Genomic DNA, 20,912 nt, shown 5'->3' with positions numbered 1-20,912 from the left:
GAGCTTGCCCGGCAGTAGAGCTAACGAAAAAAAGGACTTCAATTTCCACAATACTGTGGAGATTGAGGTCCTTTCTCATATTTTATTCTTTCACCGCCCCTAGTACGATCCCCTTGACGAAGAAGCGCTGCAAGAAGGGGTAAACGATGAGGATCGGCAGCATCGCGATGAAGATCTGCGCGGATTTGACGCTCCGGTTGGAGAGCATCGCCATATCCTCGGGCGTGATGCCTGTCTTGCTGAAGTCCTGCACGACGACGATCGTCTGCAGCAGCGTAGCCAGCGGCCATTGTTCCTGAGAACGCAGATACAGCATGCCATCGAACCAGCTATTCCAGTGCCCGACCATCGTGAACAGCGAGATCGTGGCGATCGCCGGCATCGAGATCGGCAGATAGACCGAGAAGAGGATGCGGAACGTAGAGGCGCCGTCCATAATGGCGGCTTCATCCAGCTCCTTGGGCAGCACCCGGAAGAAGTTCATCATCAGGATCATATTCCATACGTTGACCAGTCCGGGCAGGATCAGTACCCAGAACGAATTGATCAAGCCGAGCTGCTGGATCAGCAGATAGTTGGGCACCAGACCGGCATCGAAGATCATAATGATCAGGAAAAACCACACATAGAAGACACGGGCTTTGAATTCGACGCTGCTCCGGGACAGGGAGAACGCGGCCATGATCGTTACAGCCATACTGAAGACGGTACCGATGACGGCCCGCATCACGGAAGTCCAGATCGCATTGGTAAAGTTGTCGTTCTCGAAGGTGCGTGCGTAGCTCTCCAGATTGAAATCAATCGGGAAGAAGGTGACCAGATTGGACTCTGCTGCCGATTTGCCGCTCAGCGATACGGCGAAGATGTGAATCATCGGCAGGATGCATAGGATCGATACGGCGATCAGCAGAGCCAGATTGAAATAGTAAAACACTTTGTAAGATGGGTTCTTGTAATACATGGTCTACCTCCGTTTTAAAAAATCCGATAATTCGCCCATCTGTATGCGACATAATAGCCGCCGCTGATGAGGATAAAGCCGATCACTGATTTAAACAAGCCCACGGTCGTTGCCAAACTGTATTGTCCGTCCTGGAACGAGCGAAATACAAACGTGTCGATAATATCGCCCTTCTCCAGTACCAGCGGATTAATCAGGTTGAAGATCTGGTCAAAGTTGGCGTTCAGCATATTGCCCAGCGACAGTGTGAATACGACGACCATCATCGGCATCAGCGACGGCAGCGTGATGTGGATCGTCTGCTGCATCCGGCCGGCGCCGTCGATCTCGGCCGCTTCATACAGATCCGGATTGATGCCGGAGAGGGCAGCCAGGAAGACGATAGCCGAGAAGCCGAATTCCTTCCACAAGTCACTGATGATGACGGTGGCCCGGAACCAGTCGCCTTCGCCCAGAAACATGACGGGGTCGAGATTCATGAAGAGCAGTAAGCGGTTTACAATGCCATCAAGCGAAAGCAGATCAAGCAGGATGCCGCCGAGGATAACCCAGGACATAAAATGCGGCAGATAGACCATCGTCTGAATCGAGCGCTTCATTCCCATATTGCGGACCTCGTTAAGCATGAGCGCAAACAGGACGGGAACCGCAAGACCAAAAATGATCTTCATGACGGAGATAAGCAGGGTGTTCCAGATGACCTGGACCGTTCCCCGAAGCGTAAACATCAGTTGGAAATTGTCCCAGCCGACCCAGGGCGATTGGCTGATCCCCAGCCAAGGCTTGAAATCCTGGAAAGCCATGACAATGCCGGGCATTGGCGCATATTTGAAGATGATGGCAAGCAGGACCGCAGGCAGCAGCAGCACATGGAGCCGCCACGTTTTGCGGAACGGATTTTTGCGGGTACGCCCGGTTGACGTACTTGGGGGTGATGATATAATGTCGGTATTCTTCATTGGGACTGCCTCCTGATCGGTTTGCTGCATCCGGCTGCAGGAACGGCCCGCAGCGGTTATGAAAAAATTGTAGGCCATGCGATTAGTTTTTGTATACAAGACATCCTAAAGGTCACTGTCAATTTCTTAAGGGGGTCGCTTCTCGGTACTGAAAACCGAATTTTTGAACATGTGTGTTAAAGGGGGAACCACGATTGAAACGGAGCCGACCGATTTTTTTTAAGATTAACGGCGTTATTCTCATCCTGCTGATTCCTACGGTACTGCTCTACACCTACTTCAGCACAACGAGCGTGCAGGTCATCGATTCACAGATGAGGGCCTATAAGGAGAGCCAACTGCTCTTCCTGAAGAGCCAGATCGAGTCGAACATCGAACGGCTTTCCCTGTCGTCCAATGTGCTTGCCCGAGATTCATCAATACTGGATCTCTACCTGAGCATCCTGCGCAAGGATTATCTGCGGATGATCGAAAACCAGTCGCTGGTGAAGGAAAAGCTCTATCTGCAAAGCTTCTCCAGCCATTGGTCCAATGAACTCTCCGTTTATATCCCTGATATCCAGACCCGCATATCCACCACCCTCGGCAGCAGCTATGATCCGGCCATGCTGGAGCAGTCGGAGAATGGCGTGTGGCATTACAGAGGGGACCCGCAAGCGCAGGATGCCTATTATCAGATGCTCATCTGGGATCCCTATCTTTCCAAGGACCAGCCGGACAACGTAAATGCCGTATTCGAGGTCCGTTTCGGTATCGACAATGTGCGCGAGATGCTGCGGCAGTACAATACGGATAATCCCGGACACAGCTTCCTGCTCACGGGATCGGGAGCCGTGTTCGCCGACAGCGGCGCCAAAGATGCCGGCTATGGGGAGCTGGGGGCCGAGCTGCTGGCAGGAGGGCTGGAGGGCATCGGCAACCGGCCTATGACGGTTGAAGGCAAGGATGTCTATCTCAGTTATGCGCCGCTGCCGCAGCTGGGCGCCTGGCTGGTCGACTATGTGCCGCTGGAGCAGTTCCACGCGCCGATCATCCAGAGCCGCAATCTGTTCTACATCAGCATGCTGGTACTGGTGGTGCTGGGGTTCTGCGCTTCTTACCTGCTCTACCTCCATGTCCAGAAGCCGCTCTCTACGCTGACCAAAGCACTCAAGCAATTTGAGATGGGCGACCATGCCTATCGGATCCATCAGCGGTTTCATAACGAATTCGACTATATGATGCACCGCTTCAATGACATGGGACGGGAGATCCAGCACTTGATCCAGAATGTCTACGAAGAACAGAACCGGTCGCGTCTGGCCACCCTCAAACAGCTGCAGTCGCAGATCAATCCTCACTTTCTGTACAACTGCCTGTCATTTATCGCCGCTTGCGCCAAAGCCGGGCAGACCAAGACGATCAAGGATATGGCTTATCACCTCGGCGGCTATTACCGCTATACGACACGGGTCGAGAATCAGAAGGCCACGCTCCGGGAGGAGGTGGATCTGGTGAAGCATTATCTGCAGATCTACACCTACCGTCTGGAGCGAGTGGATTACCGCATCGAGGTGCCGGAGGAGATGCTGGAGGAGCCGGTCATGCGGCTGATCGTCCAGCCGGTCGTCGAGAACGCGATCATGCATGGCGTAGAACCGAAGCCCGGTCCGGGGCTGGTCGTCGTCCGAGGGCGGAGAGAAGCGGGATGGACGATCCTGGAGGTTGAGGACAGCGGCGTCGGCATGACGGAGCAGGCCATCGCGGCATACAGACAGCAGCTGGAGCTGCCGATGAGCGAGGAGACGGGCTGTGGCTTATGGAACGTCCATCAGCGCCTTAAGGTACGCTACGGCGAGGGGGCCGGCGTGACGATCAGTCGATCCGATGCGATGGGGGGACTGTGCGTATCGCTCCGATGGAAGCACGAACTTAGAGCAGACACAAAGGAGAAGAGCTATGAGCCGACTATTATTTGTGGATGACGAACCGGTCATCTTGAACAGCATGGTAGCCAATGACTGGGCGGCGATCGGCATCGAGTCCGTCTATAAAGCCGCGACGGGCTTTGAGGCGGTTGAGCTGATGGAACGTGTGGCCATCGATATCGTCGTTACCGATATCCGGATGCCTGGGATGGATGGGCTGCAGCTGTGCAAGTACGTGCAAGAGCATCATCCTCAGACCAAGTGCATCCTGCTCTCGGGTTACGGCGAGTTCGAGTATGCCAAGCAGGCGATCGTCTACGGGACGGCCAACTATCTGCTCAAGCCGGTGTCGGATGAGGAGCTGATGGACGAGGTGGTCCGGGTCAAGGCGCTGCAACAGGAAGAGTGGGCACGCATCGGCTCTTTCGAGCGGGCGCGGCAGACGCTGCATGCCCATCTGCCCATGCTCCGTTCCAATCTGCTGGGCGACCTGCTTACCGGCATGAGGCTGCCTCAGACCGTGCTCGCCGAGCGGCTGCGCGAGTACGAACTGGCCTTTGAGGCCGGAGCGCCCGGCCATCTGGTGCTGGTGCGCCTGGATGACTCGGAGGCGGCGATCAGTGAGCCAGCATTGTACGCGTTTGCTGTGGGCAACATCGCAAGCGAGTTGTATGCCGGCCGTTATGAGGTATGGCACTGCACCGATGCCAATGGTTATCTGTGCCTGTTGCTGCAGGAGCGCCGGGGAGTGGATGCGGCCCGGCCCGGGAGTGGTCAATTGGAGGAATTGGCCCGCGAGTTGGTCCTGCAGGTGTCGGCGTACCTGCGGGGACAGGTTTCGGTACTGATCGGCGAGCCGCACAGCTTCCCGGCCGATCTGGTCGAGCAATACCGGGGATCGCTCAATGCGTTTCGCAAAATCCCGCGCAGCGAGCAGGGCGTCGTGCTCCGCACCAGGGAAGCCCGCACCCAGCCGCGTTCGCTGGACGCGCTATATGCTCCGCCTAGCTTCCAGCAGCTGCTGGAAGCTAGGCGCTGGCCAGAGGCGCGACAGAAGCTGCAGGCGTTGTTCGAAGAGATGCGCAGCAGACGGCTGGACACGGAGGAGCATATCAGCGAAGTGGTGTATACGCTGATGAATGCATTCCTGTATGTGGCGCACCAGCAGGGGAAAACGCTGATGGAGCTTACCGGCTTCGAGGCCGACATCGCGTCGGAGCAAGGCTTGTTCAGCCGTCTCGATCATGTGATGGAGTGGGCGGAGATGGCGCTTCGCAGTCTGGGGTCCGCCGGGGTTCGCGAGTTTAAGGACAACAAAAGCTTGCTGATCGCCAAAATCCACCGCTTTATCGAAGAGCAGCTGGCCCGGGATGTATCGCTTCAAGCAATCGCGGATCATGTAGGACTTCATCCCGCCTACCTGTCCTCGCTCTACAAGCAGGAGACCAAAGAGAATATCAGCGATTTCATCATGCGCTACCGGATGGAGAAAGCGAGCGTGCTGCTGCGGACTACGGATATCAAAATCTACGAGCTGTCCAGTATGCTGGGCTTTCAGAACCCGCCCTACTTCAGCAAATTGTTCAAGTATCACTACCGCGTCACGCCCAATGAATACCGGGAGCGCAACCAGTCGGAATCTTAACAATTTGCTATATGATCTTAAAACTTTATCTCTTACCCAGCTGTAAGCGCTGTAATAAGATTAAGTTGCAGCTCAATACAGCAGATACTCAAGGGAGGTTCATCCAGAAACATGATGAAAAAGTCAATGCTACTGATGTTCGCAGTGGTGCTGGTGTTCACACTGGCCGCCTGCGCATCGAACTCGGGCAACGGAGGACAGCCGAATAACGGGAGCCAAAGCGGTACGGATAACGGTGCTGAAAACGGTGCGGCTGAGCAGCCGGCCGAGACCGATCCCAATGCGGAAGCGATACAGAACGGCACCTACAAATTTGATCCGCCGGTGACGATCACAACGGTCAAAGCAACGGACGGCACGCTGAAATTCAAAAATGGCGAGAATCTGGAAAACAACATCCATACGAAGTGGGCCAGAGAGGAACTGGGCATCGAGCTTAAAAATATCTGGGAATCGCCAGGCGACCAGTTCGCCACCAAGGTCCGGCTGATGCTGACAGCTAAAGAGGATCTGCCGGATGTGATCAACACCGAGGACATGGGGCTCATCAACGAGTTGATCCAGTCCGGCCATTACCGGGACATTACGCAAGACTTTGAGACGTATGCCTCCCAAGCTGTCAAGGATGTCTATGACTCCCATCCGCTGATGTGGAGCCAGGTAACCCACGAGGGCAAACGGATGGCAATTCCGAACTTTGCCCATGCGGGCAACGATAACGGCGTCCTGTGGATCCGTACGGATTGGCTGGAGAAGTTGTCCCTGGAGCCGCCACAGACGTTTGAAGAACTGGAAGCGGTCATGCAGGCTTTCCTAGACGGCAATGGGGACGGCATCATCCCGCTCGGTCTGAGTCTCGGATCCGGCGGCAACCATCCCAATCCGTTCGCCGGATGGCTTGGCGAAAGCACCTGGGTATTCGGGCCTTACGGCACGATTCCTTATCAATGGCTGGAGCGGGATGGCGAGCTCGTGCACGGCTCTACTCAGCCGGAGATGAAGGAAGGGCTGGAGCGTCTCAATGACTGGTTCAACAAAGGCTACATCTCCAAAGAAGCCGGACTGCATGACGAGAACAAGCTGGCCGAGCTGATCGGGCAAGGACGCGTAGGTATGGTAGTCGCGCCTTACTGGCTGCCCAACTGGCCGATCCCGGATCTGAAGAACAATGTGGAAGGCGCAGACATGAAGCCTTTCCCGCTGCCGACCGTAGATGGCAAGTCGGCTTCCCGCGACACGACGTTCCTGAGAGGTGGCATGCTGGTCAAGCAGGACTTTGAACATGTGGATGCCCTGTTCCTGTATCTGAACCGGATCTTCGGCCGCATTATGAACGAGCCGGGCAGCGAATTCGAGCATGGCTGGGCGCTGGATTATGATTATACGATTCTTCCGGACGGCACCGTATCGGTATCTGAGGATGATATTCCAGGAGAGAAGGTTTCCGTCTCCAAATATGTCCTGATCGATCCGAAAAACCCGTTTACCAATCTGGAGATGCTGGCCAATATTAGCCGCGGCATTGAACCGCAGACATCGGCGGAGCAGCGTGCGGCCCAGACCCACCCGGATACGCTCAGAGCGGCTGAGATTGTCGTCGACGGCTGGGACAACGGTACGGCCATCGCCCAGCAATTTACAGGATCGCCGACGCCGGCGATGCAGTCGAAGAACGGCATATTGATCAAGCTCGAATCCGATACATTTATCAATATGATCTATGGCAAGAAGCCGATCGCCGACTTCGACAACTTCGTCGAGGAATGGAAGAGCATCGGCGGCAATGATGTTACGCAAGAAGTCAACGAGTGGTATCAGAATATGAAGTAACCGGTCGGGGGCCCGCCATGGCGGCGGGTCCCTTTTCGGTAAGAGTGGAGAGGGTTGCCTTGCGAAGCTATGGAAAAGGGATACGCGATACCAGGTTCGCTATCGTGACCATCGCTGCTGCGGCGCTGCTGCTGGCGGGTGCCGGACTGACGATCTCGACTGCGGGGGAGCCAGCCGGATCGACCGTGGTAGCTGAGGTGAACGGCGACCCGATTACGGTGTGGGAGCTGAACCATGCTGCGGGGGGACATCGGGCAGCGGTTATCGAGCGATACACAAGGGATAGCCAGGCGACTTTAGACGCATCATTCTGGCAACGGGAGATCTCGGGGGAATCGCCGATCGAAGTGCTGCGAAAGCAAGCGCTGGAGGATGCGGTTCAGATGAAGATCGAGCTGCAGTTAGCAAAACAATACGGCTTTGTTGAAAGCGTTTCCTACGAAGGTTTGATGGAACAGATGGCGCAAGAGAATGAACGCCGTGCCGCTGCTGTAGCTCGGGGGGAGCCGATCTACGGCCCGCTTCGTTTTGAAGCGACCGCGTTTATTGACTTTGTCCGCAGCAAGATCAATACTTCACTGCGAGAAGAGCTGGCGTTAGGCGAGCTGTCGCCTAGCGAAGCCGAGCTGAGGGACTATTACGAGCATCGCTTGCCGGAGCTGATGCCGCTAGAAGACCGGATCGTGTACGACCGTTATGCGCTATCCTACCTGCGCGATGGCGAGCGGGACGAAGAATTGCGCTTGGAGGCAGGGCGGCTGTCGGAGACACTCCGGTCCCAATTGCTGTCGGGCGTAAAGCTTGATCCGCTGCAGACGACCGATGTCGCCGTACATACCGAGACAGGTCTGGTGTTGGATAGCGACAATGCATCGAGGATGTATAAGAGCGAGAACGCCCTTTATACGGCGCTTCGTGAAAGCGCTATCGGAACAGGCTCTGCTGTCATGGTCGAGGATCGCGCAGCAGGCTGTTATGTCGTCGTATATGTGAGAGCGCGTCAGCCCGGCAGCCGCCCGGTATTTGAGGAAGTGAGGGATCAGGTACGCAAGGTGTATCTTGAACAGGCTTTTGCAGACCTAATCAACTCGCGGGTCGAGGCGGCTGCAATATCCGTGCTGCCTGCGCTTGATGAGCAGATGATGGGCATGACACCGTAAGCAACCGAATCGAGGAGGCTAATAAACGATGAGAACAGGAAACCGCAAGATGATCAGCTGGCTGCTGATCCTGGTGCTGCTGGCCGGGGCAGGCATACCCGGATGGCCGCTGCAAGCGGCTGAGGCGGCTGGCACAGTGTATTACGTAGATGCTGCAGGCGGCGATGACGCCAATGCCGGGACGAGCGAGGGGGCGGCCTGGCAGACGCTCAACAAGGTCAATGCGACGACCTTCCAGCCCGGCGATACGATCCGCTTCAAAGCGGGCGGCGTCTGGAGGGGCACATTGTATCCCAAGGGCTCCGGCGCTGAGGGCAGTCCGATCAGGATCGACAGATACGGCGAAGGTCCGAAGCCGATGATCGCCGGCGGCGGCGCAGCTGCGGCCGTATACTTCTACAGCCAGGAGTACTGGGAGGTCCGACATCTGGAGATTACGAACTATGCTGCTGAAGGCGGCGAACGCCGGGGCATCCATGTCGCGGGCAACAGCGGCGGCTGGAATAATCCCAAGGTCTACCGCCATTTCGTCTTCGAATATCTGGACATTCACAGCGTCAAAGGCAGTCTGGCGATGGATTATGCCCACAATGGCGGCATCATCATCTGGGATCCCAGCTGGAACTACGTCGTGACGGATGTCACGATCCAGCACAACAGGATCTATTCGCTCGATAGCGTCGGCATCTACCTGAACGGGGGCAGCCGTCCGTACTCCTTTAACAACAAGGTGGCGGACAATGTCATGTACGATATCGGGGGCGACGGCGCCTTCATTCTCAATACGACGAACGGCCTGATCGAGCGCAATGTCGTCTATGATACCCACAAGCGTTCGACCAGCTATCATGTGCCGCTCTGGCTGTTCGAATCGAAGGATTCGGTCATCCAGTACAATGAAGTGTTCAATACGCATCCGGGCGGCGACGCCATGGCATACGATTCCGATTACAAGAGCGAAGGCACGATCATTCAGTACAATTACAGCCATAACAATGCCGGGGGCATGTCGCTGGCAGTGAACGACGGTACGCAAGCGGCGAACTTCAACCGCGATACGATCATTCGCTATAATATCAGCCAGAGCGATCTGGGTGCGGTGTTCAACTTCAGCGGTACGCCGGAGAACACGCACATCTACAACAATACAGTCTATATCCCGCCGGGCTCGACGACCAAGGTGGTCGACACGCTGAACTGGGGCGGCTGGGCCAAGGATCAGACGTATACGAACAATCTGATCGTCAATCTCGGCAGCGGAGGCTACAACTTCGGCTCCAGCACGGGCAACGTATTCGACAACAACCTGTTCTACGGCAATCATCCGCAGCACGTGCTGGACATGGATGCGAACAAAATCGTCGCCGACCCGCTGCTGGCAGCGCCGGGGACTGGGCGTATCGGACGCGATACACTGGCCGGCTACCAACTGCTGGAGGGCTCGCCGGCGCTCGCCAGCGGCAAGCTCATCCCGGGCAACGGCGGCCTCGATTTCTTCGGCAATCCGGTTCCTGCGGATCAGCCACCGAATATCGGCGCCTACGAAGGACCGGGGATTCCCGAGGGCGAGGTGCCGCCGGGAGCAGAGCTCGACAACTTGCTCGTTAATCCGGGCTTTGAGAATGAGTTTGCCGGCTGGGGCGTCACCTTCGGCGGCGCAGCGGTTGTGGATACCGAGGTCCGGAGCGGGGAGCAGGCGGCGAGCTTGACTGGCGCCGTATCCGGCATCGAGCAGACAGTTACGCTGAAACCCAACACGATCTATAAGCTCTCCGGTTACAGCAAGAGCACAGGTGGAGGCAGAGCGCTGCTGGGCGTCAAAAATCACGGCCAAGCCGCCAAAGAGGTCGTGCTGGGCGCAACAAGCGACTATGCCGCCCGCGAGGTAGCCTTTACGACAGGACCTGCGGCCAGCAGCGGTGTCATCTATCTCTACAAGCATGATGCCGGCGGTGCCGTCTTTATCGATGATCTGCTGTTGTACGAGTATGGCCAGGTGGATCCGCCGGCTACGCCGCCGAAGCTGCCGCCCGAGCCGCTGCCGGGCAAGCAGAATCTTGCCCGGATTGCCGAGGTGACGGCGAGCTCTTATAATCCGCTTTACCCGCCGGCCCTGGCGACAGACGGTTCAAAAGATATGGGTAGCCGCTGGATTACCGAAGCGGGCAGCTCGGCGCCGCATTGGCTGGAGCTGAGCTGGGAAGAGAGCTACGCCATCGACCGCATCCGTCTATGGAGCGGCGCCGGGGCGGGTACGACCAACTGGCAGATCCGCATTTCCAGATCCAATACTGGGCAGACGGTGCCTGGCAGGAAGCGGCGGCTGTCACCAACAACCCGATGGATGCCCGGATCAACCAGTTCAATGATCTGACCTTCCCGGTGACCCGGACCGACAAGCTCAGGCTGTATGTGACCAATGGCACGGTCAGTCCGCAAACCAATGACAACCACGCCCGTGTCTTCGAGCTGGAAGTGTGGGAGCATGATCCTGACCCGCAGGGACCGGAGATCCCACCGGTCTATGTGCACGGCATCCACGTGACGCCGCAGCACCGCATTTCCAGGATCGACACGGGGCAGACGCTGGCGATCGAGGCCCAGGTGCTGCCGGAGAATGCCGACGACCGATCGCTGACCTGGCGCGTCGAAGCCCCGGACGGCACGCCGACGGCGCTGGCCTCCATCGATCAGCAGGGTCAGCTGACAGCGCTAGGCACTGGCAGCGTGACGGTGATCGCCGAGGCCAACGACGGCTCGAGGGTAAGCGGTCGGACGGTGATCGAGATTGCGGAGCCGCCGGCGCAGCCGAACATCGCCCCGCAGGCTGCAGTCACGTCGAGCTCTGCCCACGAGAGCGGCAGCTTCCCTCCGCAGCATGCTGTGAATGGGAAGCGGCACAGCGGCCCGGACCGTTGGGTGAGCGGGCCGGAAGGACCGCACTGGCTGGAGCTGACTTGGGAAGATGCATATGAAGTGGAGGGCGTGCGCCTCTGGAGCGGACAGAGCGATGCCCAAGGGATGCAGTTGTCCGACTTCGCCATCGAAGTATGGGACGGGGATGACTGGGCGACAGTGGCATCGGTGACCGGCAATACAGAGGATAATTACTACGGCCAATATACCGCGTTGCAGTGGGAGCCGGTACAGACCTCGCGGGTGCGGCTGCAGGTAAGCAAAGGCAATCTGAATGGCGATGACCGGGTAAGACTGTTCGAGATTGAGGTGTATGGCAAGGAAGCGGACGGTACGGATCCCGAGCCAGAGCCGGAATCGCTGCCCGCAATCGGAGTAAGCGGGCCTGCAGCAGCCTATGCTGGCCAGTCTGTGGTGCTGATCGTCGGTGCGACAGCGAGTACGACCGGATACACGACGATCAATGCTATCGTGGCCTATGATCCGGCGGTGCTCTCATTTGCAACGGCCGAGGAAGCCGACGGCATGCTTACCTTGAGCGGAGACGCGATCTCCTCCGGCCGCGACGGACTTTCGATCCTGGGAACGGCGGTCAAGCCGGCAGAAGGGCTGATCAATATCCTCCTGAGTGCGCCAGACAGCTCGCTCCAGGAAAGTGGAGAATGGTTCAAGCTGCATGGGCAGGTCAAGGATCAGCCGCAGTCGGGCGAGACGACAGTCCATCTGACCAAGGCAGAGATTATCGACACGGAGGGTGAGGTTCTCTCGCTGCCGACAGCCGAAGCGACGCATGCGTTCCTCGTGAGCCTTGCAGACCTGGGTGCGCTGGGCGAAGCGATCGCTGCGGCACAAGCGCTGCATGACGGGGCGAGCGCAGGCAGCAGTCCGGGGCAATATCCGGCAGCAGCCAAAACGGCCCTGCAAACTTCCATTCATACTGCCCAAGCGGTACATGAGGATCCGAATGCGGATCAGCAGGCGGTAAGTGGCGCGCTGACAGCGCTGGCAGGCGCGGTACAGACCTTTAGAGCCTCCCAGATCCAGTCGGTGCCGGTGGATAAGGAAGCGCTGCGGCTGCTCATCGAGCAAGCGCAGGTGCTGGTTGACCGTACATCAGCAGGCACCAAGGTGGGCCAATACCCGCAAGCTGCGAAGACGCTGCTGCAGGAAGCGATCCTGGCTGCGGAAACGATCTATCATCAGAGCCATCCGCAGTCGGCAGTCAATGAAGCGGTGGAAGAGCTGAGCAGCCAGTTGACGAGCTACCGGCAAGAGAGGATTACGCTCATCGAAGGCGAGACGCAGATTACGCTGCGGACGTTGTCGATTGTCGCCGGTTACTTCGGCATGACATCGGCAGATCCGGGCTGGAGCGCGATCGCAGCGGCCGATATGCTGGATCAGGAGGAGATCACGATCCAGTCGCTGGCTGCGGTCGCGCGGATGATCCTGTCCGATTGGTACGATGCATAAGCGCGTAAGACGCAGGAGAACGGTGCTTGGTCAACGGCTGCTCTTGATGGCAGTGTCGCTTCTCCTGCTGTTATCGGCATGGCCCGTCACTCCGGCCTCTGCCAAGGAGGCCGAGCCGTTCCGCTTGGCAGTCGCCGAGCAGGGCAGCCGGGTCGAGATCATCATCACCGTAGTCGAAGCAAAGGATCTCTATGCATGGGACCTTGAGGTTGCCTATGATCCGGCGCGTCTGAAGTGGCTGGATGCGAAGACGTCGCTGCCGGGGCTATCGGTCCCGCCGATACGTAAGGAATCCCAGGTCCGCTTCGCCCATACGAGCACCGGCGCCGTCCCGGGCCGGGACGGCACGTTCGAGCTGGCGCGACTCGGCTTCCAGCGTCTCCATGACGGCGGGACATCGGTCGAGCTCAAGAGCGCTAAGCTGGTGGATGCGGAGCTGGCGATGGTCGAATATGCGCCAGGTACAGCAGTTGTGGTCGAAGCGGGTCCGGCGCGGATCGCCTTCGCCGATCTGGAGCAGCACTGGTCCCGGGATGCTGTGCTGGATGCCGTAGCGCGCGGCTTCGTCACCGGCTTCGAGGATGGCACCTTCAGGCCGGATCAGCCGGTCACGAGACAGGAGTTCGCCGTGCTGCTGTCCCGTGCCGCCGGGCTCAGTGGAGACATGGACAGTGGTCCGGCCTTCTCCGATACTGACGCGCTGGCCCCATGGGCGCTGCCATATATCCGGGAAGCTGCGGCCAGGCAGTGGATCACCGGTTATGAGGATGGGACGTTCCGCGGCCTGTCGCTGATCACCCGGCAGGAGCTGGCGGCGGTCCTGGCCCGGACGATGGACGGTTCGGGGGAGATCGACCCGGCAGTCTTGTCCGGCTTCGCCGACCGGCAGGAGCTCGGTGAGTGGGCTGTCCAGCCTCTCGCCCTGCTGGTGGAAGCCGGCATCCTGCAGGGCCGGGGCGAGCGTCTGCTGGCGCCCCGCCAGCAGACCACGCGGGCCGAAGCGGTGACGCTGATCCTGAGAGTGCTGCCGTTCCTCCCGGCGGGGAGCGGGTAAGGCGATAAAGACAAATTGAGAGGCTGTCTCACCGACGCGCATAGCAACGGTGAGACAGTTTTTTGCACTTAAGTGTAGGTTTCCGGGGCCCCCGCAAAGTACCTGCGTACGCTTCGAAGCCAAGCCGCACTTTGTGGGTTATTATATTGGAGGGGCGAAGGAGTAGTGGTTGCCCACGAGAGGACACAATAGCATCTATTCCGAGCAGGGGCGTGTTTTTAGGCTCGTCTTGCGGACAGAGGATACGTTAATTCCTGACATTCTTCAATTTACAAAACGCAAAGCTTTGCTTATAGTGATGTAAAAAGCATCACTATGGCACAAAGTTTCTTGTCCCTTTATTTGGTATCGCTCGTTTTAAAATTAAAGCTCGTCAAAGGAAAGTGGTAGGCGACAGATGTATTTATCAACCCTTAGAGGCTTTCAAAAGGAGATGGAGATGATGAATGATGCGGGCAGAGCAGGATTTCTATCGCTTCGCTACAAATTCATCTTGTTTTTCTGTCTGCTGATTACCATTCCGTTCCTCATAAGCGGGATCGTGACCTACCAGAAGTATTCTGCGAATGTCGAACAAAACGCGGAATCCTACACCTCCCAGATTATGGACCAGATCAAGCTTAATCTCGACCGTTATATCAAGGAGGTGGACCGGCTAACCTTGACGCCTTTTTATGATGAGAATATTATGCGCATCCTAAAAAGACATGACGGGCTGCCGGGACAACCGGAATACTTAACTACGGATGAAGCTTCCAAAATGAATCTGTTCATCTCCTCTTTATCTTTTGACAGGTCAGAAATAAGAGGGATGTTGATCTTCGCCAATAACGGCAGACTGTTCAGTAATCTGGAGCCCAGCGTTCACGCACTATGGGAGCCGGAGTCCTCGGGCTGGATGGACACCGTACTGGAGAAGGACGGCGGGCTAACCATCCTTCCACCCCATGAGGCGGCGTATTACAAGCTGCCGGAGCGCCGGGTCGTGTCGATCGCTCGCGTCATTCGAGACCCTTTTAACCATAAGAAGCTTGGGATCGTAAAAGTCGATATGACGGCGGAAGGCTTGCGCCAGATGCTCTCGCCTGTGACGCTCAGCGCTAACAGCCAGTTGTACATAACCGATCGGCAGCAACGCATGATCTATGCCACATTTGACGAGGAAGTGACGGGGAGCTACGAATCCACGTTAGAAGAGACGGGGACGCTGAGCGGCGATTCCTATCTCAGTGCAGAGGTGATATCCGATTACAGCGGGCTTAAGGTGGTAGGTCTGATTCCGTTGCATGATTTGCGCAAAGAGGCGCGGGAACTGAGCCAATTTACACTTTACATTTCATTGTTATCGCTTACAATCGCTTATGTGCTGGCCGTGCTATCGGCCGACAGGCTGGTGAAGCCGATCCGGCATCTGCAGTCCAAGATGAAGCTCGTGCAGAAAGGCTCGCTGAAGCAGCGTGCGGAGGTACGGACGCGGGATGAGATCGGTCAGTTGACCGAAGTGTTCAACGGCATGATCGAGGAGATCGACCATTTGGTCAAGCAGGTGTATGAGACCTCGCTGCGTGAGCGGGAAGCGGAGCTGTCCGCGCTGCAAAGCCAGATCAATCCGCATTTTATGTACAACACACTGGAGACGATGAACATGCTTGCGCTGCAGCATCAGAATGACGAGCTGTCCCGCATGATCGCCAATCTGGGCAAGCTGCTGCGTTATACGGTGGATAAGCAGGAGCGCCCGGTCTACCTGCTGGATGAGATTAGGTTCGTCGAGGCGTATCTGCAGATTCAATCTTTCCGTCTGAGCGGTAAGCTGCGAACCGAAATTCATATCGATCCCTCCTTAGAGCTGCTGCTGGTGCCCAAGCTCATCGTGCAGCCGCTTATCGAAAATGCCATCGAGCACGGCATCGGCCGGACGCCGCAGACCACCCTGCAGATAAGCGCCAAAGTGATCGGGGATTCCTTGTGCTTGATTGTTCGTGACGACGGCATAGGCATAGATGAGGCTCGGAGAGCGGCGCTGGTCCAGTCGATGACACGCTCCGTGAATGATGAGCTATCCTTACATAACGTTAAACGCGGGTTCGGGCAAGTATCCAGAGGCTTTGCCATGCGAAACGTTCATCAGCGACTGCGACTATTGTACGGAGAGTCGTACGGCCTGACCATCGAACAAACAGAGCTGCCGGGGACGGAGATCCGCATCTGGCTGCCGATGCAATGGGAGGAGTAACACATGTACAAAGTAATCCTAGTTGAGGACGAAGTGACGATTCGAAATGGCTTGAAGCAGCTGATTGAAGACACGATCGGCGGCTACCGCGTCATCGGCGAAGCAAACCATGGCAAAGAAGCGCTGGAGCTGCTGCATGTGATGCAGCCCGATCTGCTTATATCCGACATCCGAATGGCAGAGATGGATGGTCTGGAGATGATCAAGAGGATAAGAGAGAGTCATCGGCAGCTGCATCTGATTATCTTAAGCGGCTATGCGGAATTTGAATATGCTAAGCATGCGCTGCGTTACGGTGTGGCGGACTACTTGCTGAAGCCGATCGACCGGGTTGAGCTGAAGCAAGTGCTGGATAAATTCAGACATGCAAGGGAGCCTGATGCCAGCGCCTTGATTGGTGAGGCCCAAGAGGAGGGAAGGCAGGACAGACAGCTGATCCGGCGGGTTAAGACTATGATCGAGGAGCGACTGGATCAGGAGATCTCGTTGCAACTGCTCGCTGACCAGGTTCACTTGAATCATCAATATTTATCCGTACTGTTCAAGTCAGAAACCGGCCAGAACTTTTCTGCCTACGTCACGAGCCGCCGCATCAGCAAGGCGAAGGAGCTGTTGACTGGCACGAACTTGAAAATTTACGAAGTTGCCCAGTTATCCGGCTATATGAGCGCCAAGCACTTTATGAGCGTCTTTAAAAATGCGGAAGGCATAACCCCGACCGAATACAGAGAAAGCTCCCAGCACTAACCCCTCCCTTTGTTTGTAACATGGCGGAAGGGGTTTTTCTTTACATGCGCTTGGTGCTCGAAAAATCATACCTTTTCTCGAATCCGCATCATTTCGCCGGAGAAGTTTTTTTTCTATAGTTAGATCAGATGAAAACGCTTCTATGCGAGTGCTTCTATCATGAATGAAACTGAAGGGGAGAAGATCGATGAGAAAATGGGGTTTAACGGTGGCAGCTGCCACCCTGGCGCTGGGGATGCTTGCCGGCTGCGGAACGCCAGGCAACAATCAACCGCAAGGAAGCCCGCCAGCAGGAGAAAGCCCGACAGCGGGCGAGGCCGATGCACCGAAGCAAAAGGTGAAGCTGCAGTTCAGCATTTGGGGCAATGACGAGCACAAGGGCATGTACGAAGGACTCTTGGCCGAATTCAAAAAAACGCACGATCATATTGACGTGGAGATCATTACCATTCCATTTGCGGACTATCAACAAAAGCTGTCCATTATGGCCGCTTCCAAAACGGCACCGGATGTGGGCTGGCTGGCAGAGCGGATGATCCCGCAATTTATTGCCTCGGGTCAGCTGGTGGATCTCTCGGCCAGTCTCAAAGAAGATAATGACTATAACTTCGCGGATATCTATCCTTCTACGCTGGATTTGTTCACTAAAGATGAGGCGCTTTACGGTATTCCTTTCTCTACTCCGCCCGGTATTATCTTCTATAACCGCTCTCTCTTCGAGGCCAATAATCTCAAGACGCCGTTAGAGTTGGTGGCTGAAGGAAACTGGACGTACGACTCCTTCCTGGAGTCGGCCCGGGCCATTGCGGATCCGAGTCAGGGGGTATACGGCGTCAGGCTCAACCGCGAGTGGAAGAACTGGTATGATGCGTTACTGCCGATGTTCTGGGCACACGGAGCGGATGTGTTCAACGAAGATGGAACAGCATTTGCGCTGAACAGCGCAGAGGGCAAACAAGTTCTAGAAATGTACAATAATATGATTTTCAAGGATCAGGTTCATCCGAAACCGGGAGATGAGATTACATTTGAAACGGGTAAGGTCGGCATGTACTTGGATCGCTACAGCTACGTATCGAAGGCAAGAGCGATCACGGATTATGAGTGGGATATCGCTCCGATGCCGGAGGGCCCGCACGGTCGCGGCACTTCCATGGGATATGCCGGATATTCGGTATTCGATACGGAACACCCGGAGGAAGCGATGGCATTACTTAAGTTTTTGACCGGCGCACAAGCGATGGGTGTGACTTCCCAATTTTTCGTACCTTCGCGTCAATCGATTCTGGAATCCGACATTTTCTTGAATGCCGATGAGCTGCCTGGCAAGGAGAGCATTCAGATTGCGGTATTGGATCAGATGGAGCAGGCAAGAGTGGCTCCGAGTCACCAGAATTGGCAGCAAATTGATGTCCAGATGCAGACGCTTCTCGATTTGTTGTACACGCAAAGCATGTCGGTCGAGGACGTGTTGGCCCGGATGGAACAGAACATCACGCCACTAATGAAGTAACGGAGCTGATAAGACAATGAAACAACTGTCAGGAGCGGGGGCGGCTGAGATAGCGCCAAAAGTAAGCTATAACAGCAAAAGCAGCCGCCTGCTTCAGAGAGAGAAGTGGTACGGATACTTGTTTATTTCGCCTATGGTGCTGGGATTTCTCATTTTTTTGCTGGGGCCGGTCATCGCAGCTATCGCGATGAGCTTCACCGATCGCTCACTCATGGGAGATTACGCCTTCATCGGACTAGACAATTACAAACGAGCCTTCACGAACGATCCTGTCTTCTGGGAGACGGTCGGCAATACCTTGTATTTCTCGGCAGGTCTGGTGCCGCTCAATCTGATGATGGCGCTGGGACTGGCGCTGCTGCTCCAGAAGAGCATACCGGGTATCGGCTTTTTCCGGACGGCCATTTTCACCCCTGTCGTTACCTCTATCGTCGTCTGGGCTATTGTGTTCAAATACATTTTTGCCACCGATGCAGGCTTGGTGAACCAGATCTTGTCCATATTCGGTATACAGGGCCCGCAATGGCTGTACAGCCTGGAGCTAACGATGCCGGTGGTTATCATCGTCAGTGTGCTGAAGAATGTCGGGCTCAATATGGTCATATTCCTGGCAGCGCTCAAAGATGTGCCGCCCATGTATTACGAAGCTGCCAAAATCGACGGAGCATCCAGGTGGTTGACCTTCCGCAAGGTGACGCTGCCGCTCATTTCTCCATCCGTATTCCTGGCACTGATCCTCACGTTGATCGGGTCGTTGAAAGTATTCGGGCAGATTTACGTCATGACCGGAGGCGGTCCGGGAACAAGCACGTATGTCATGGTGTACTACATTTATCAGCAGGCGTTCAAGCTGTTCCAGTTCGGCTACGCTTCTGCCATTGCATTTATTCTGTTTATCCTCATATTCGCACTGACGCTAGTGCAGTGGACAGTAAGGAAGAGGTGGGTGCATCATGAGCAATAATCGCGCCGGACGATACATGAAGCATTGGCCGACCTACGTGATGCTTAGTGCCGTATCGCTCATTATTTTGGTGCCGTTCTACTGGATGGTTACGACATCGCTCAAGCATCAGACCAAGATTTTTCTGTTCCCGCCGCAATGGCTGCCCAGTCCGGTCGTCTGGCACAATTATGTCGAGGTGTTCGAACGTCAGCCCTTCCTGCTCTATTTCTGGAACAGCGCCTATATCGCCGTTCTCGTTACCGGAGGCACTTGTCTGTTCGCCGCCCTTGCGGGCTATGCGTTCGCCAAGATTTCGTTTCCGCTCAAAAACGTCATTTTTCTCATGCTGCTCAGCAGCATGATGATACCGACCGAGGTTACGGCGATCCCGCTCTTCACCTGGTTCTCCCAACTGGGACTGGTCAATACCCACTTTCCGCTTATTGTACCGCCCATGCTGGGCGCGGGAGGGATGTTCGGCGTCTTTCTGCTCCGGCAGTTTTTTATTACGGTCCCGGGCGATCTGGATGAAGCGGCCAAGATCGACGGCTGCACGCCGTGGACGACCTTCTGGCGGATCATGCTGCCGCTGTCCGCGCCTGCGCTGGCGACGCTGTGCATCTTTACTTTCCTTCACAGCTGGAACGAATTTTTTGAGCCGCTGATATATCTGAATTCCAGTCATCTATACACGCTGCCGTTGTCGTTGTCTCTCTTCACGGACCAGAGCGGTACGGAATGGCATCTGCTGATGGCTGCTTCCGTATTGGCCACGCTGCCGCTGCTCCTTGTCTTCTTTGTAGCACAGAAGAAGTTCATTGAAGGCGTGACGATGACGGGGGTCAAATAACGTCAGCGTGCAAGGCAGCCACTAAGACCGCCGGAAGTACTTGGCTTTGCGTTCCTCCGTCAGCAGCTCCAACTGGCCGCCTTGCAGGATGTAGACGATATCACACAGCGACGCCAGATCCTCGTAGTTGTGGCTGGTGAGCAGCATGGTTTTGTTTTCTCCCTGCAGGGACGTGAGGATTTCTTTTATATCGTTATAGGTTTGATAATCCAAGGCGTTGAACGGCTCGTCCAGCACCAGAATATCCTGCCCTTCCATGATGGCCTGGGCGATGCCCAGCTTCTGCTTCATGCCAAGGGAATAGTTGGCGACCTTCGTCTTCAGCTCCGGATCGAGTCCGACGAGCCGCATGGCCGCCTTGATCTCGGCCGGACCAATGACGCGACGGATGTCCGCCAGAAACTTCAAGTTTTTGAAGCCGCTATAGAGACCGATGTATCCGGGGGTGTTGATGAACATGCCGACATTGTCAGGAAAGTCGAGCTCTTTCCCAAGCTGCTTGCCCCGGACTGACACGCTTCCTTGATCGGGCGCTGTCAGGCCGCAGATGATTTTGAACAGTACCGACTTGCCGCTGCCGTTGGCGCCGACGATGCCGACGGTGGTGCCTTTGGCGACCGTCAGCTGAATATTGGATAAGACAGGGATGCCATGAAATGCTTTGGATACGCCTGTCACTTGAATCTCAGTCATACCATATCACTCTCCCAGAAGA

15 protein-coding genes are annotated in these 20,912 nt (G+C 56.1%); 12 read left to right on the top strand and 3 right to left on the bottom strand.

What is annotated here, in order from left to right; translation table 11 throughout:
• Window positions 1-82: 82 nt before the first annotated feature.
• Together ABC336_RS06000 and ABC336_RS05995 are read right to left on the bottom strand one after the other, a co-directional pair.
• On the bottom strand, window positions 83-961 hold the full coding sequence (locus tag ABC336_RS06000; RefSeq protein WP_413237807.1) for a carbohydrate ABC transporter permease: 879 nt from the start codon (window positions 959-961) through the stop codon (window positions 83-85).
• A 14-nt stretch (window positions 962-975) separates the two neighbouring features.
• Window positions 976-1,920 (bottom strand): ABC transporter permease, encoded by a 945-nt coding sequence (locus ABC336_RS05995; RefSeq protein ID WP_413237806.1) that lies wholly within the window; start codon window positions 1,918-1,920, stop codon window positions 976-978.
• 194 nt (window positions 1,921-2,114) lie between these two features.
• Here ABC336_RS05995 and ABC336_RS05990 point away from each other — a divergent pair, with 194 nt between their 5' ends.
• The 12 genes from ABC336_RS05990 (at window position 2,115) to ABC336_RS05935 (ending at window position 20,197) form a co-directional block, all read left to right on the top strand.
• Window positions 2,115-3,884 carry a cache domain-containing sensor histidine kinase gene (locus ABC336_RS05990; protein ID WP_413237805.1) on the top strand — a complete coding sequence of 590 codons (1,770 nt, stop codon included), beginning with the start codon at window positions 2,115-2,117 and terminating at the stop codon, window positions 3,882-3,884.
• Window positions 3,859-5,472 (top strand): response regulator transcription factor, encoded by a 1,614-nt coding sequence (locus ABC336_RS05985; RefSeq protein ID WP_413237804.1) that lies wholly within the window; start codon window positions 3,859-3,861, stop codon window positions 5,470-5,472. Before ABC336_RS05990 ends, ABC336_RS05985 begins: the two co-directional genes overlap by 26 nt.
• A gap of 111 nt (window positions 5,473-5,583) precedes the next feature.
• Window positions 5,584-7,302: a hypothetical protein gene (locus ABC336_RS05980; protein WP_413237803.1), complete on the top strand. Its 1,719-nt coding sequence runs from the start codon at window positions 5,584-5,586 to the stop codon at window positions 7,300-7,302.
• Window positions 7,303-7,361: 59 nt separating this feature from the next.
• Complete coding sequence (locus ABC336_RS05975; RefSeq protein WP_413237802.1) at window positions 7,362-8,462, top strand: hypothetical protein; 1,101 nt, start codon at window positions 7,362-7,364, stop codon at window positions 8,460-8,462.
• Between the two features lie 28 nt (window positions 8,463-8,490).
• Window positions 8,491-10,836: a right-handed parallel beta-helix repeat-containing protein gene (locus tag ABC336_RS05970; protein ID WP_413237801.1), complete on the top strand. Its 2,346-nt coding sequence runs from the start codon at window positions 8,491-8,493 to the stop codon at window positions 10,834-10,836.
• Window positions 10,803-12,851: a discoidin domain-containing protein gene (locus ABC336_RS05965; protein WP_413242446.1), complete on the top strand. Its 2,049-nt coding sequence runs from the start codon at window positions 10,803-10,805 to the stop codon at window positions 12,849-12,851. The genes ABC336_RS05970 and ABC336_RS05965 overlap by 34 nt, the downstream gene beginning before the upstream one ends.
• Before the next feature lie 22 nt (window positions 12,852-12,873).
• The gene (locus tag ABC336_RS05960; RefSeq protein ID WP_413237800.1) at window positions 12,874-13,905 is read left to right on the top strand and encodes an S-layer homology domain-containing protein; all 1,032 of its coding nucleotides are present in this window, start codon (window positions 12,874-12,876) and stop codon (window positions 13,903-13,905) included.
• Between the two features lie 439 nt (window positions 13,906-14,344).
• A complete protein-coding gene (locus ABC336_RS05955; protein WP_413237799.1) occupies window positions 14,345-16,141 on the top strand; it encodes a cache domain-containing sensor histidine kinase in 1,797 nt (598 codons plus the stop codon).
• Window positions 16,142-16,144: 3 nt separating this feature from the next.
• On the top strand, window positions 16,145-16,888 hold the full coding sequence (locus tag ABC336_RS05950; RefSeq protein WP_413237798.1) for a response regulator transcription factor: 744 nt from the start codon (window positions 16,145-16,147) through the stop codon (window positions 16,886-16,888).
• A gap of 187 nt (window positions 16,889-17,075) precedes the next feature.
• The gene (locus ABC336_RS05945; RefSeq protein ID WP_413237797.1) at window positions 17,076-18,401 is read left to right on the top strand and encodes an ABC transporter substrate-binding protein; all 1,326 of its coding nucleotides are present in this window, start codon (window positions 17,076-17,078) and stop codon (window positions 18,399-18,401) included.
• 16 nt (window positions 18,402-18,417) lie between these two features.
• A complete protein-coding gene (locus ABC336_RS05940) occupies window positions 18,418-19,365 on the top strand; it encodes a carbohydrate ABC transporter permease (protein ID WP_413237796.1) in 948 nt (315 codons plus the stop codon).
• Window positions 19,355-20,197 carry a carbohydrate ABC transporter permease gene (locus tag ABC336_RS05935; RefSeq protein ID WP_413237795.1) on the top strand — a complete coding sequence of 281 codons (843 nt, stop codon included), beginning with the start codon at window positions 19,355-19,357 and terminating at the stop codon, window positions 20,195-20,197. The genes ABC336_RS05940 and ABC336_RS05935 overlap by 11 nt, the downstream gene beginning before the upstream one ends.
• A 21-nt stretch (window positions 20,198-20,218) precedes the next feature.
• Here ABC336_RS05935 and ABC336_RS05930 read toward each other — a convergent pair whose 3' ends face one another.
• On the bottom strand, window positions 20,219-20,890 hold the full coding sequence (locus ABC336_RS05930; protein WP_413237794.1) for an ABC transporter ATP-binding protein: 672 nt from the start codon (window positions 20,888-20,890) through the stop codon (window positions 20,219-20,221).
• Window positions 20,891-20,912: the final 22 nt, after the last annotated feature.

The organism is Paenibacillus jepli (assembly GCF_047238105.1).
Taxonomy (GTDB): Bacteria; Bacillota; Bacilli; order Paenibacillales; family Paenibacillaceae; genus Paenibacillus_D.
Note: the sequence above shows the minus strand (reverse complement) of the source record. Positions and strands in the feature narration are given on the sequence as shown.